Source organism: Fimbriimonadales bacterium (assembly GCA_035559795.1).
GTDB lineage: Bacteria > Armatimonadota > Fimbriimonadia > Fimbriimonadales > ATM1 > DATMAR01.
The window spans coordinates 1-13,367 of the sequence record DATMAR010000007.1; the positions used below are offsets into that span (position 1 = coordinate 1).

Below are 13,367 nucleotides of genomic sequence, written 5' to 3' on the forward strand. Positions count from 1 at the left end.
AATGTACTCATCAATGTAGTGCTTATAATTAGTGCACCACCTAGTGGAACTCCCAAAGGCGCATAAGGCATTCCCCACCAGAATAACGAACTCAAAACAAATAAAAATAAACTACAAACTACGAAGACTAAAAACCATTTCACGAATCCAGCAGAGCGAATTACTCGATTATATGCACATAAAATATACAAACCAATTATGAAGAAAACAACGTTTGCAGTCGCATGCAACAAAACAACTATGGCTTCTTTCATAAATCAATACCCTAACTTTAATGTTCCACCCAATGCAAACGAGCCGCCACCGATTTCCCAAGATTTAGGTGCGAACCCAACGCCCGATGACGTCTTTGGTTTAGGAATGTACAAAAGATCAACCCAGCTAGCACCGCCTTCATACGTATAAACTTCTACCGCAATATCTAAAAGTGCATTTCCCAATCGGCTACTGTTGCAAGAGTATGCCAAGAATAAACGCATTTTTGTTCTACGCCTTTGTTTAATCTGTCCAATTTGAACTACACCGAACGGATAGCCATCCCTACACGTCAGCCATGCGCCAGACACGTCGTCTGGTGGGCCATGCCCTATAAATACGCAGCCTTCTACAGTATCATCACTCAAAACATCAACGATTTGTTCAGGCGTTGGATTTCGTAACACTATTATCTTAGTAGCACCTTTACCTCTTAGCCACCTTTTAAATTTTGCAAGTGCAATTCCTATTACTAACTTCTCCCACCAAGAATGTTCTCCTATAATAATTACAGCTTTCCACAAACCAAGTGGATCTGTATACTTAGCAGGATTATTCTCACAATACACATACCAATTCGCACCATCGCCTATCGGGTCGTTCGATAAAAATCGTCCGATGCTCGGGTCGTAGTAGCGATGACCCAACAACAGCAACCCGGAATCCGAATCCGTCTGATAACCGAATGCCCCCCCGTATCCGAAAGGTCCGCTCCAACTTCCCGTCTCGGATACCCCATTCCCGAAAGCATCGTATCGCTTCGTCCCATCGAAACTTTGCGAGGTGTTCGTCTGCTGAACGTCGTTCTTCAAGTCCGCATGATAAAAGCGGGAAACTTGCGTCGCGATATTCCGCTCCGAAAGACCTGGGGTGTAACTCGTTGTCGTCCCCCCCTTCGTGACCGTAAGAACAGGAGAAACCACATCCGTCCCCGCAAGCATGAACGAAGACGTCCCAGACGAATCCATCTCGGTCACCGTGATATTATCTCGCATTCTCGAAAAAGAAATTCAATTATTTTCCTCCCAACAAAGCACCCTTCCTAAAACGTCAATCCACCACTTGCTGTACTTAGGTTCTCCACGTATTTTTATAAACGGTTGATTAGGTTGTAGGTCTTTATATTTTTTACCTACGATATCAGCGGGTATGTAGTAGTCCCATTCTCTTTCGTAGAATTCTCGTATTCTTTCCTTTATATAAACGTCTTCTATGCCAAAAGTTTGTTCTAATTCTATAGGGAATGCTTTTGTATCGAATTCCGGTACTTTGCCATCGTGATCTTCGATATAAGAGATAACTATCTTACGAAGGAGTTCTAGATCCATGCGTATCATCTCTATATAATTCAGCCTCCGTCTCGCAATCTCTTTTGCTTTCTCTGTTTCAACTTGCTTCCATGCTGAAGGATTCCCTTCTAATAGATCTCCACATTCTCGAAGCATACAAGCTGCTCGTTCAACTTTCCTTTTCACAGAATTCTGCGTTACACCAAACCAAAGATCAATCATATGTTCATACCATGAAGTTATTCAACAATTCGGCATCTTTCGAATACACATCAACCATTCTAATTTAATCATTCTCGGGTCTTTTCTTATTTCATAGTCGTAAACTATACTAGGAGGACCAAAACGACTTTTTGGTTCTAGCCTGAACAGTAAAACATCGAAATAAGCATCCCTTAAATCAAAATGTACTTCAAGCCCCACATATTGCGCTCTACTGAAGGCACTACAACCAGCGGAATTAAAATCAAAAATAAAATTGCTGAATCCGAAGTTCGTTATGAGAAAATCAAGTTCTGATACGATTGCTTCTTCAAAACATCGGCAAATTTCTTTCCATGATTGCAATAGCATATCTACGACCTAGGGTATCTAAATAACCACATTTATGAATCTTTCCATTCTATAGTAGGGACTTCTTCCCAGTCGTTAGAGTCAATTGCAATATCCATTAAAATGAAAGGCATTCGCGACCATGTATGAATTTTATTACATCTTGCATCCTCGCATCAAAAATATAATTTGTGATAACAATATTATTGTCCCTATCAATATGCATCCCAAACTTTTACTTCCCTTTGCTTTATTAATTTTCGTCAGGAGTTCATCCGCATGCTCCTCCGGAAGGCCTTCTGAAATATGCTCCCTACGATATTTCTCAACTATGACATTCCATTGCGAAAAATCTCCCGATAGAAAGTCGGACGCATACTCATCGCAAAGACGAACGAGTTCTGCTAAGATTTTTTTTCTCGTATCAGAAGGAAAACTCATAAAAAGTTGATAGGGAGGAGCCTGATAGTGAGCACCACGAACTTTTGCGATGAATACTACAGGGAGCAAGAAATTATTATCTAAAATGATTTTTCCATTGTTAAGTTTGCAAATAGATACAACGAGCTCCGCATCATCTCTATTGATATAAATACCTGTCCCAGTTTTCTTATTCAAATACCTTCCAATGAACCAACGAGTATCAAAAGTTTGAGATAACTTGTACTTCTCAGCAAGGGGCTTGAACGCCCAGTAAATTTCGCGTTCTTGAGGACCGAAAAAGGCCTCATCGAAACGCTCTATAACGCTTGCAAGCCAACGAAAACAATATAATCTCCACATCATATACTTGGGTATCCAAACAAATCGACAAAGAAACTTTCTATACGATAAAACGCACTCTGGATTACTCCTTTCTTTAAAGGTCCATAGTCGACTAATACTCTTCCTAAGAGCATGTTAGACAATAACCATCCTACGTTTTCTACTGCCATAAGAACCGAAACCGGGAAACGGATAATTTTGGCACTTAGAGATGCAGAAAAATACCATTCTTTAAGCTTAAGTAACCCAATAACAGCTTCAACGCTTTTTCCTACCTTCGACTCAAATGCCATAGCCCCTATTGCTTTTGCAGCAGCCGGTATACGTCCACTTCCCAAATTTTCTCCTATTATGAATACACCGGCACCTGGATAAGGTCTCGGCAAACTAAACAAAAGAACGGAATTACCAACCCCAGCAAGCATACCCCACCCATAAGAACTGCTATATTTATTCACATTGTCATTTACTCCCAGCCAATCTCTTATCGTATCCGTGACAGTTCCTGACACGACATCCCCCCAACCGCAAACGAAATCGGTCAAGTCGAAGGGAACTCCACCTTCTAAATTGCCCTTCGGAAGACCATAAGGAATAGGCTGTGGATCCCCCAAAGGAGGAATAAAGCCTAGAGGATTATTGCCTACCGGAGCATAGCCGCCCCCCCAACCACCTCTCCCTCCACCACCGGTAGGCGTGAGATAACGACCTGTAGTCGTGTCGAATATCCCCACACCCGAAAACACGAACCCAGACCAATCCAGTGTGTAACCCGAGCCCCCACCGAATTGGAATGGAGTAGAGGTGTCCCTTATTCGAGAAAGGACGTTCCCCCAGGCATCGTATGACCAAGTATCGGAAAAAGAAGGACTGCCATCCGAAAGTTGTTTCGTGGAGGTAGAGGCGTCGAAGTGATAGAAGCGACTTACGCCATCACGACGCTCCGAAATTCCTGGAGTGTAATTCGCTCTCCCATCAGAAAGAATGAAAGACGAAGCACCAGAACCAGCGCGATGGAAAGTGTATGAACCCGATGTGTCTGTTTTCGAAACTCTCGCCCCGAAACCATTGTATGCAAAGGAACTCTGTGCCCCCCCTGGATAATTGATAGCGACGAGCCTATCTTCGTAGTCCCATGCGAAAGTTGTCGTTCCAGTGGAATTGGTAATCGCGGTCGTCCGTCCGCATGCGTCGTATCCGAACGACCTCACCGGGTTCCCGTTCACCCGAATCTCGGTCAATTTGTCCGCCCCGTCGTATAGGTAATTCTCTTGATTCACCACATCGCCGTTGTAGCGACGATACAGGCGATTCCCGTTCGCATCGTAATCGTACTCACACAAATACCCAGGGCGAGTTTCCGACAAGAGTTGGTCAATCGGGTCGTATGTAAACGTCACCAAAAAAAAATTCGGTATACTTTCTGCTCCCAGCATGAAACGGACCTTTCAGCCCAATAAGCGCCGCCGGAAGAAGACCCATGGCTTTCGGGTGCGTATGCGCACCACCGACGGGCAGAACGTCATAAAACGGCGCCGAAAAAAGGGTCGCTACCGACTCACCCCGTGAAGTCGCGCACGCTCAAAAAGCGCCAAGAATTCGAACGTCTCTTTCAGCAAGGAAAGGTTTTCGATACTCCCTACCTCCGGGTCCTTTGGCTTCCTGGGGAGGGGCGATTTGCAGTCATTCCGGTACGAGCGATAGGAAGCATAGCCAGGAGAAACACCATCAAGCGAAGGTGGCGCGAAGCGCTGAGAACGATGCTCCAGGAGGTTCCCTCGAATCGGGACATGCTTTTCCTCATCAAGAAATCAGGCGAAAACCTTCGAGGAGAGCACCTTAGAGAGGCGTTGCGTGCCATACTTAACCAACTTAGAAATTGAGTGATTTCGGCAAACGCGTCGGAGTGGGATTGATTCGGCTATACCAACGAAGCACCCGTTGGAAGCCGTCTATCTGTCGTTTTACGCCATCCTGCTCTCAGTACACATTGGAAGCCATCGAACGTTACGGGTTTTGGAAAGGTGTTTGGTTAGGTCTGCGCCGCATTTGCCGATGTCATCCGTTTCATGCTGGGGGTTATGACCCCGTACCGTAGATAAATCATGAGTCAACAACCGAACGCGCGAAGCAATCTGATCCAGATGCTTTTGATTTTCGCTCTGGTGTTTTTGGGGATGCAACTTTTCTTTCCCAAATCTCCTCAACAGTCCCTGACGACTGCCGAACTCATCGCGCGATATAAAAGCGCTTGGAAAGAGACTCAAATGGCATCGCGCCTTTACGTGGATAAATTGCAAGGGGAGGAAGCGGAACGACTTAGAAAAATCCATGCGCAAATGGAAACTCTGCCGCAAGCCTATGCACCGGAAGCGCAAACAACCCAGCCTTCAGAACTCGCGCCGAAACCGACCGACCCCATCGAAACGCTCAAAAAGTATTTTCATGATTCTCTTTCTCGATTGTTGCAAACTTCTTCGGAATTAGCAGCGCGTTTGCGGAACGAGAGCAAAGAAAATCCACGTTTAGCAACTCCCGCATCGAGAGTAGAGTACGAACACGCACGATTGCTCCTCATCAAAGCCGAAGTAGACAGAGATTTCAACACGGCGGTGAGCGCTTATCAAGCCTTTCGCTCTTTAGCAACCGGTTCGCATCCTCCTGAAATATTAAAAGAAGCGAAGGAATATCAAGAAATCTCGCGCGATATTGCCGCTCACATGGCTCGTTTCGAAGCGTCGGGTCCTGCGCATTTCGGTTATATGATTATCGATGCGCTCGTGAAAATGACCGGTTCGATTCCCGGATTTAGTTATTGGTTCGCAGCCATCGTGCTTGCCGTCGTCGCACGGTTACTCGTTTGGCCACTCGCAGCAAAACAAATACGCAGTTTCAAACGCATGGCTCAACTCCAACCGATGGTTAAAGAACTGCAAGAAAATTATCAAGGGGCGGAATTGCAGCAGCGAATCATGAAACTTTATCAGAAATACGATATTAATCCTTGGGCGGGATGTCTACCGAGTTTAGTGCAAATTCCATTTTTCCTTTGGATTTTTTACAGCATGAATTTATATCGTTTCGAATTCCAAAAGGGAACGTTTCTTTGGATTAATCCTTCCACAGCGAATGCATTTCACGGAATCGCCCCGAACTTAGGGTTCAGGGATTATCCTCTCGTTATTATCTACGGAATATCCATGATCGTAGCCACTTTGCTCTCGGTAAGTGATCCACAGCAAGCGCAAAAACAAAGAATTATCGGTTTGATTATGGCAGTGGTATTTACCACTCTCATGCTCTTTTGGGATTTCCCTAGTGCTTTCGTGTTATATTGGATAGGGTTAAATATCGTTTCGACAGCACAAACGATTTATATGAACAAACAACCTCTTCCGCCATTAGTGGAAGTCCCTGCGGGAGCGAAAAAGAACGGTCTATTCAAAGGACTGATTCCTTCGGAAGGAACACCGACTCAAGAACCAAAACAAAAAACCGGTACACCGGTGTTGCATAAACCTAAAACGAAAAAACATAAAAAGAAAAGATAACAACGAATTCCCTTTAGGGAGGATATTTTGAACATGACAGAAAGTACTGAAGCAACTGGTCGAACGCTCGAAGAGGCGAAGCGCGCTGCTGCGCAGGCTCTCGGTCGAAGCGTCGAAGAATGTGAATTCGAAATCATCGAACAAAAAGCCGGGGGGTTATTCGCGCGCGACAATTTCCGAGTGCGTGCATGGGTGAAGGCTCATCCACCGGAGGCAGTTGTCGAATGGAGTGCATCGGAATCCGCCCCGGAAGAGAAAACGGAAACAATCGAAGAAGCCGAAGAAGAAACGGAAGAAGGCGAAGAAGAACTCGCCGTCGAAGCCACGCAAGAGGATGCGGAAAGAGCGAGAGCGACTGTCGAAGGCATCTTCCAAGCCGGGCGTCTTCGTGTTAACGTGAGCGTAAAAAGTGTTCACGGAAGGTATGTAGATTTGCACCTTTCCGGTCCGGATGTGGGTTTTTTATTAGAAAGTCGCCAACCGGCAATCGACTCGCTACAGTATTTAGCGAATGCAATGATGGCGAGGAGCGTTCGCCCTGGAGTGCGAATTACTCTCGACGCGGATTCCTATCGAATGGAACGAAATGCAGCGTTGATACGCCAGGCGAAGCAAATCGCGGCTCAAGTTCGCAAGCGACAGCAAGAAGCCGTCCTCGACCCCTTACCTGCACACGAGCGAAGAATAATTCACCAAGCCCTTGCAGATTTCGAGGGGGTCGAAACCTACAGCGAAGGTGAAGAGCCGAACCGCCGCGTCGTGATTAGCCCGAAACCTTCATAGGCTGAGAGAGTTTTTATCGCGCACTAAGGCTTTTCTACGCTTTTTTCATACCTCGACTGCTCTCAACTTTTGAGCCTATTGGATGACTGAAATATAAAAGCGTGTGAAAGCTGCGCTTTAGACAATGTAGGCTAATAGTTTTTTTAATCGCGCCTTACGGCGCTCTCCTACGGCTCTACATCTTGCTTTTTTATCGCGCCTTACGGCGCTCCTACTGGCTATCTACATCTTGTTTTTTATCGCGCCTTACGGCGCTCCTACAATGTTTTCCCATTTTCTACTTTTCGCGCTGCGTTCGACTGCGTCTAAAACCATTTGATTTCGCAAGCCATCCTCGAAATCGGGCGTCGGGTTCTCCCCCCTCCCCATCCGTTCGAATCCTGAGTAAACCAAATGCGTGAACGTGTGTTCATAGCCGATGATATGCCCCACCGGCCACCAATTCGCTGTATAAGGATGAACTTTGTCCGTAACTTGAATCACACGAAATCCCTGCAGGTGGGGGGGATCTTCTGCATTATAATACTCCAATTCGTTCATTCTTTCCAAATTGAAAACGACTGAACCCCTCGAGCCGTTGATTTCGAAACGGTTGTGATTCTTTCTTCCCAATGCAAAGCGAGCCGCTTCGAAAGTACCCAAAGCGCCATTCTCGAATCGCGCCAAAAACATGGAAGCATCGTCTACGGTAACTTCACCCATTTCGGCAGACGCAACCCCCCCGAGTCTATCGTCTGCCTTCGCCAATTTCGGTCTCTGTTTGATGAAAGTCTCCAAATGTCCGCATACCTCTGTGATTTCACCGACTAAATATCTACCCAAATCAATAATATGCGCGCCGATATCTCCATGCGCTCCTGAACCAGCGATTTCTTTTTGCAATCTCCAAACCAAAGGAAAAGCTGGATCAGCGATCCAATCCTGTAAATACACTGCTCGAAAATGATAAATTTTTCCCAAAACGCCCTCTTCGATCATTCGTTTCGCTAAAGCGACAGCAGGACAGTATCGGTAATTGTGAAAAATCGCATGAAAAACGCCTGCTTTTTTCACCGCTTCGAACATACTTTGCGCTTCTTGCAAATTGTTCGCGAGAGGTTTTTCGCACCAGATGATTTTTCCCGCCTCAGCCGCGGCAATCGAAATCGGTGCATGCAAATTTCCCGGCGCGGAGACGTCAATAAGGTCTATGTCTTTTCGCTCCACGAGACGTCGCCAATCCGTTTCGGTCTCCTGCCATCCATATTTCTCTGCCGCCGCCTTCAAAGGGGCTTCCGTGCGTCCGCAAATCACTGCCATTTCAGGTTCCCAATCCATGTCGAAGAATCTCGCAACCTGCCGATAAGCATTGCTGTGCGCCTTCCCCATGAATTGGTATCCCACCATTCCGATTCTGACTTTCCGTTTCGGCATAGAGTCTATTTTGATATATTTTGGAAACCGAAGTAATTGAGGAGATTGTTTAGACAACAGCCCCGATTAGATGAAGCACAAATGTCTGGATAGGTTGACCAACAAGGAGTCCGATAAAACGACACATAGACCTGTTCGATGTATCTAATCCTTTCTAGCGAAATCGCTCGAACTTCAGCGCTTCAATAACTTCTCTACAATCTTAGCAAGAATATCGTATTCCAAATTCACCTTATCGCCAGGTGCCAACTCTCCCAAATTCGTCTTCTCTAAAGTATAAGGGATCAAAGCCACAGAAAATGTATTCTCTTCTCCCTCTCGGAGAATCGTCGTCAAACTCACGCCGTTTACTGCGATCGAGCCTTTATTCACTAAATAACGCCCGCCCTCGTTCGGAACCATAAACCGATACTCTTCACCTTCCTTTCCTATGAACTCTCCCACCGCATCCACATGCCCCAAAACGAAATGTCCTCCCATAGGTGCGCCTGCCTTTACTGCCGTTTCCAAATTCACCTTATCACCGACCTTCAACCCCCCCAAATTCGTGCACCCTAGCGTCTCTTCCGAGAGAGCAAAGGTCAAATCCTCCCCCCCTACGTGCGTGAGACAACAGCCATTCACCGAAACGCTTTCCCCCTCTCGAACGCGCAGTCCAGGCGCGCGAACAACCAAGTGCCGATTCTTTTCTACTACGATTCCTACCGCTTCGATGATTCCTGTAAACATTTTCTCCCCACTTTATCTTTTTACTTTAGCGGTTATTTTCAAACCGTCCCCCAATGGTTCCGCATGCAAATCCGTTAATTGCCACGCATCCTTCAATTCCTTTACCCCTTTTCCATCAACCCACACACGACCAGAACCTAAAACTTTCGGCGCAACGTGCAATTCGATTTCATCCGCCAGGGATTGACGAAAAAACGTTTCCACCGTATTCCCCCCACCTTCCACCAACACTGCGATCATGCCCCGTTCCTTCAAAAAATGCAATAGAGCATTCAAATCGAACTCCCCTTCTCGAAGCGGACAAACCCAATTCTCGACGTATTCATTTTCATAATCTCGATGCATCTGTGAAGTAACCCAAATTGTTTTTGCCTGACGATCCGTAAAGCATTTCCATTCACCTCGAAGGCTCGCATCCAGATCCAAAATCACACGCAAAGGTTGAGAGGGAACGGAAAACGCGCGAACCGTAAGAGAAGGATTGTCGCAAAGCACAGTTTTCGAACCGACTAAAACACAGCCCGTCTCTGCTCGAAGTTCGTGGGTTCGTTTTCGCGCCGTTTCGTCGGTTATCCATTTGCTTTCTCCCGACGATGTCGCAATTCTGCCATCCAAAGTCACTCCTGCTTTTACGAACACCCACGGTCTGCCCAGCCTATGACAATTCATAAAGAAGCGATTTATCTTCGCCGCCTCCTCGCAGAGCAACCCCCCTTGGACTTCGATTCCTGCTTCTCTCAATACATTCGCCCCCCCTGCTGCCATTGGGTTCGGGTCGTCGCAGGCATAGACCACCCGTCGAATTCCCGATGCGATAATAGTTTCCACACACGGGGGGGTGCGTCCGTGATGCTTGCACGGTTCGAGCGTCACATAAAGGACACCGCCGCGCGCGCGCTCCCCAGCTTCCCGAATCGCTACAACCTCCGCATGCGGCAAACCTACAGCCTCGTGATGCCCTCTGCCTACGATTTCACCATTGGAAACTACGATAGCCCCGACTCTCGGATTCGGTGCAGGAAAACCCATTCGAGACAAAGCAATCGCTTCGCGCATCATCGCGGAATCGAAATCCGTCCATTCACTCCGATTCGCGTTCATTATTCTTTTTCGGAGGACGAGACGATAGCAATTCCTGCAAATGTTGTTCGCTTTGTTCCAGATATTCCATTCGAATTCGACGGATCATCAATAACGCACTCGTAGCAGCCGCTAACCAAGTCAAAAGAACTACGGTAACGAAAATAACCATTTTTATCAAATATATTTTTTTCTCTTCGTTCGTAGCCGTCTCCACGGGAATCGAGCCTACCGTCCAAGGATAGCTCACGATCATCGCAATTCCCAAAACGACGAAAATCGTAGTGATGATTTTCAACCTTTGCACAGTGCGCTCCGTATCTTAGAAATGCGTTCTTTAGGCTTTCCGGAAAAGGCATAACTCCCGACGACAAAAACATTCGCACCATGATTAGCCGCTTCGCATACCGTCTCGGCATCGATCCCGCCATCCACTTCCACATGATGATGAGGAGCCATCTGTCGCGCTTCCTGAATTTTTCGCAAGCAACTCCTAATAAATTCTTGCCCCCCCCACCCAGGGTTCACAGTCATTACGAGAATTAAATCCACCAATTCCAAAACCTCTCTCGCAGCGTTTAGAGGTGTTCCAGGATTGAAAGCGACTCCAGCACAAAGGTCCGCTTGACGGATTTCTTGCAATGTTCGATGCAAATGCCGACAAGCCTCTACATGCACCGTCAACCGTTCGACACCGGCATCTCGAAACATTTCGATTTGTGTCTCGGGATGCTCAATCATTAAATGACAGTCGAATGGCTTCTTTGTCAAGGGTCGCAATGCAGCGACCATCTGCGCACCGAAAGTGATGGGGGGAACGAAAGTTCCATCCATTACATCGAAGTGAATCCAATCACAATCCGCTTCGTCCAACATACGAATCGTATCAGCGAGCCTTCCGAAATCCGCTGAAAGAATAGATGGTGCGATAATTCGATTCATTCCGTCTTTTCGCCCCTCCTCCGAACAGTTTGGTCTAAAAATCCATTGAAGTAAATCCTAAACGTCGCCTCTTTCCCATAACCGGGAATATCTTTCAGCACAATCTCCGACCCCCCCGGTCGTTGTTCTTCGAAAATCACTTCCTCCACCCCTCTCGCATCCGTCATCTCCACTCGAACTAAAACAGGTTCTTCGCTTTCTTGAACTCGAAACGAAAGACTGAACCTGTTTTCGATGAGTTCAGAAACATCTCTTCTTGTTCGCTCAGCCCGTTTTTCGCCACTGCTTACCGTCACGGTGATTTCCGTCCCGCGTTCCACTCGCTCATGTGGGGCTGGGTCTGTGGATATGATAAGCCCTTCGGATATCGTTCTGCTCGGAGCCTGACGAGTCGTAGGATCGAGTTCCAAACCGATTTTTTCTAATCGAGTCTTCGCTTCTGTAACCGTCAGACCACGCAAATCAGGAACTTCAACCATCCGACTTCCTAAACTCAAACGAACCTGAATAATCCCCCCCTCGCGCATGGGAGTTTTCGGAGCAGGATACTGATAAATTACCGTGCCCGGTTGGGGATAGCGCTCATTGTATTCAGAACCGAGTTCTGCGACATCCAAATTCACTCGCTTTGCCTGTTCTTTCGCTTGAGATATCGGCATTCCCAATAACGAGGGGGCTTCTACAATGGGGCGTTGCGTTAAATTGAAAATAATCCAGCCGATCACGAACATAACGAATGCGCCAGCAGCAGCAAAAACAGTGGCGCGAAGCCAAAAAGGAACATCATCCGGTTCGCTCAGGCGGGTCGTCCGCGTTGACACAGGACGAGATTCCGGCTTCGTGCTCGCCTTCGGCACGTTAGGAAATACAACCTGTGCTCGTTTCTGCTCCTCTTTCTTTTCGGCATAGGTTTTAACAGGTGCTACATGTTCCTCCCCCTCTTCGTGTTCCAAAGGCCATGTAAGTTTTTTGCCAAAGCGAAGTGCGTCCAAAAGTTGACGCAAATCTCGGAGAAGTTGCGAAGGAGATTCATAGCGTTCTAAAACGTTTTTCGCTAATGCTTTGTTCACGATGGCATCAAATACGGGGGGGATTGCCGGGTTGATTGCTCGAACGGACGGCGGGGGTTGAGAAAGATGCTTCGCTAAGATCGCAGCGGGTGTTTGACCTCGAAACGGAAAATTTCCCGTCAAAAGTTCGAACAGAATCACACCCAATGCGTAAACATCCGAACTCTGCGAAGGCATTCCACCCTCGATGACTTCCGGCGCTAAATACGGAGCCATCCTGGACAGCACCACTGCGCCTGCAGTTTGGCTCGCGCCATAACATCTCCACAATCCGAAATCGATAACCGCAGTGCGTCCTTCCAAAGTTGCGATTACATGGTCTGCGCACAAATCTCCATGAATCATTCCTCTTTCCGATGCATAGGAAAGGGCTTCTGCAATTGCAATTCCTATCTCGCATGCGACCGAAGGAGAAAACGGAGCCAAACGTCGTATCCTTTCTGCCAACGTGCTTCCTCGAATAAACTCACAAATAACGAATGGCTTCCCATCGTGTTCTTCGATTCCGTAGCATTTTGCTATCCCCGGGTGATCTAATTTCATTGCCTGTTCCACGACTTGGCAAAGCATTTGAACGAACTCGGGCTCGTCGGAAAAAGGTTTTTTGACGAATCGTAAACAGACCTGTGAGTTATGCAAACGGTCACGCGCTACGTAATTCGCAAAAATCGCCGAGGAGGGTAATTCCTCGGTTATCTCGTAGCGAACACGTACAACTTCACCTACAATCACGATTATCCTGCGGCTTTCGTATTATCGAAAAGAAGATTCCTAAAACAACGATTATCCATCCCAAATATAAATTCGGCGTATACACGAAATCCGTCCAATCTCGTAAAGCCTCCCTCCCTTGTAAATAGTAATACTGTTGTGCGAAATAACCCACCACGAGAATCAAACAAACTATCGAAGTGGCCAAGAATCGCAAAATTTCCATA

The 13,367-nt window shown here is 46.8% G+C and carries 17 protein-coding genes; 5 read left to right on the forward strand and 12 right to left on the reverse strand.

What is annotated here, in order from left to right; genetic code table 11:
* The 5 genes from VNK96_04290 to VNK96_04310 form a co-directional block, all read right to left on the reverse strand.
* Positions 1-254: hypothetical protein (locus VNK96_04290; GenBank protein HWP30933.1), on the reverse strand; the 254-nt coding region annotated here is incomplete at its 3' end.
* A gap of 3 nt (positions 255-257) precedes the next feature.
* Positions 258-1,250 carry an RHS repeat-associated core domain-containing protein gene (locus VNK96_04295; GenBank protein ID HWP30934.1) on the reverse strand — a complete coding sequence of 331 codons (993 nt, stop codon included), beginning with the start codon at positions 1,248-1,250 and terminating at the stop codon, positions 258-260.
* A gap of 15 nt (positions 1,251-1,265) precedes the next feature.
* Positions 1,266-1,766, reverse strand: a complete 501-nt coding sequence (locus tag VNK96_04300) for a hypothetical protein (protein ID HWP30935.1) — start codon at positions 1,764-1,766, stop codon at positions 1,266-1,268.
* Between the two features lie 486 nt (positions 1,767-2,252).
* A complete protein-coding gene (locus VNK96_04305) occupies positions 2,253-2,882 on the reverse strand; it encodes a hypothetical protein (protein ID HWP30936.1) in 630 nt (209 codons plus the stop codon).
* Positions 2,879-4,297, reverse strand: a complete 1,419-nt coding sequence (locus VNK96_04310; GenBank protein HWP30937.1) for a hypothetical protein — start codon at positions 4,295-4,297, stop codon at positions 2,879-2,881. Before VNK96_04310 ends, VNK96_04305 begins: the two co-directional genes overlap by 4 nt.
* On the opposite strand from VNK96_04310, the gene rpmH reads away from it, so the two are divergent.
* Genes rpmH through jag form a run of 5 tightly spaced genes read left to right on the forward strand, consistent with a single transcriptional unit; the run spans position 4,296 to position 7,195 of the window.
* Positions 4,296-4,430 (forward strand): 50S ribosomal protein L34, encoded by a 135-nt coding sequence (rpmH, locus tag VNK96_04315; protein HWP30938.1) that lies wholly within the window; start codon positions 4,296-4,298, stop codon positions 4,428-4,430. The genes VNK96_04310 and rpmH overlap by 2 nt on opposite strands.
* A complete protein-coding gene (gene rnpA / locus VNK96_04320; protein HWP30939.1) occupies positions 4,427-4,744 on the forward strand; it encodes a ribonuclease P protein component in 318 nt (105 codons plus the stop codon). Before rpmH ends, rnpA begins: the two co-directional genes overlap by 4 nt.
* On the forward strand, positions 4,741-4,959 hold the full coding sequence (gene yidD, locus VNK96_04325; GenBank protein HWP30940.1) for a membrane protein insertion efficiency factor YidD: 219 nt from the start codon (positions 4,741-4,743) through the stop codon (positions 4,957-4,959). Before rnpA ends, yidD begins: the two co-directional genes overlap by 4 nt.
* 7 nt (positions 4,960-4,966) lie before the next feature.
* Entirely contained in the window at positions 4,967-6,412 is a 1,446-nt protein-coding gene (locus VNK96_04330) for a membrane protein insertase YidC (protein HWP30941.1), read from the forward strand.
* Between the two features lie 33 nt (positions 6,413-6,445).
* Positions 6,446-7,195: an RNA-binding cell elongation regulator Jag/EloR gene (gene jag, locus VNK96_04335; GenBank protein HWP30942.1), complete on the forward strand. Its 750-nt coding sequence runs from the start codon at positions 6,446-6,448 to the stop codon at positions 7,193-7,195.
* A gap of 246 nt (positions 7,196-7,441) precedes the next feature.
* On the opposite strand, the gene VNK96_04340 is transcribed toward jag, so the two are convergent.
* From VNK96_04340 to VNK96_04370, 7 genes are all read right to left on the reverse strand, one after another.
* On the reverse strand, positions 7,442-8,608 hold the full coding sequence (locus tag VNK96_04340) for a Gfo/Idh/MocA family oxidoreductase (GenBank protein HWP30943.1): 1,167 nt from the start codon (positions 8,606-8,608) through the stop codon (positions 7,442-7,444).
* Positions 8,609-8,782: 174 nt separating this feature from the next.
* A complete protein-coding gene (locus VNK96_04345; GenBank protein HWP30944.1) occupies positions 8,783-9,337 on the reverse strand; it encodes a riboflavin synthase in 555 nt (184 codons plus the stop codon).
* 12 nt (positions 9,338-9,349) lie between these two features.
* Positions 9,350-10,438 (reverse strand): bifunctional diaminohydroxyphosphoribosylaminopyrimidine deaminase/5-amino-6-(5-phosphoribosylamino)uracil reductase RibD, encoded by a 1,089-nt coding sequence (gene ribD / locus VNK96_04350; GenBank protein HWP30945.1) that lies wholly within the window; start codon positions 10,436-10,438, stop codon positions 9,350-9,352.
* Entirely contained in the window at positions 10,419-10,724 is a 306-nt protein-coding gene (locus VNK96_04355) for a hypothetical protein (protein ID HWP30946.1), read from the reverse strand. Before VNK96_04355 ends, ribD begins: the two co-directional genes overlap by 20 nt.
* Positions 10,712-11,359, reverse strand: a complete 648-nt coding sequence (gene rpe / locus VNK96_04360; GenBank protein ID HWP30947.1) for a ribulose-phosphate 3-epimerase — start codon at positions 11,357-11,359, stop codon at positions 10,712-10,714. Before rpe ends, VNK96_04355 begins: the two co-directional genes overlap by 13 nt.
* Positions 11,356-13,161, reverse strand: a complete 1,806-nt coding sequence (locus VNK96_04365) for a protein kinase (protein HWP30948.1) — start codon at positions 13,159-13,161, stop codon at positions 11,356-11,358. Before VNK96_04365 ends, rpe begins: the two co-directional genes overlap by 4 nt.
* Positions 13,148-13,366, reverse strand: coding sequence for a hypothetical protein (locus VNK96_04370; protein ID HWP30949.1), 219 nt, complete (start codon positions 13,364-13,366; stop codon positions 13,148-13,150). Before VNK96_04370 ends, VNK96_04365 begins: the two co-directional genes overlap by 14 nt.
* Position 13,367 lies beyond the last annotated feature (1 nt).

Coding starts and splice junctions, on each gene's coding strand:
- VNK96_04295 (HWP30934.1), bottom strand. CDS start 1,250: ATGCGAGATAATATCACGGTGACCGAGATGGATTCGTCTGGGACGTCT.
- VNK96_04300 (HWP30935.1), bottom strand. CDS start 1,766: ATGATTGATCTTTGGTTTGGTGTAACGCAGAATTCTGTGAAAAGGAAA.
- VNK96_04305 (HWP30936.1), bottom strand. CDS start 2,882: ATGATGTGGAGATTATATTGTTTTCGTTGGCTTGCAAGCGTTATAGAG.
- rpmH (HWP30938.1), top strand. CDS start 4,296: ATGAAACGGACCTTTCAGCCCAATAAGCGCCGCCGGAAGAAGACCCAT.
- VNK96_04310 (HWP30937.1), bottom strand. CDS start 4,297: ATGCTGGGAGCAGAAAGTATACCGAATTTTTTTTTGGTGACGTTTACA.
- VNK96_04330 (HWP30941.1), top strand. CDS start 4,967: ATGAGTCAACAACCGAACGCGCGAAGCAATCTGATCCAGATGCTTTTG.
- jag (HWP30942.1), top strand. CDS start 6,446: ATGACAGAAAGTACTGAAGCAACTGGTCGAACGCTCGAAGAGGCGAAG.
- VNK96_04340 (HWP30943.1), bottom strand. CDS start 8,608: ATGCCGAAACGGAAAGTCAGAATCGGAATGGTGGGATACCAATTCATG.
- VNK96_04345 (HWP30944.1), bottom strand. CDS start 9,337: ATGTTTACAGGAATCATCGAAGCGGTAGGAATCGTAGTAGAAAAGAAT.
- ribD (HWP30945.1), bottom strand. CDS start 10,438: ATGAACGCGAATCGGAGTGAATGGACGGATTTCGATTCCGCGATGATG.
- rpe (HWP30947.1), bottom strand. CDS start 11,359: ATGAATCGAATTATCGCACCATCTATTCTTTCAGCGGATTTCGGAAGG.
- VNK96_04370 (HWP30949.1), bottom strand. CDS start 13,366: ATGGAAATTTTGCGATTCTTGGCCACTTCGATAGTTTGTTTGATTCTC.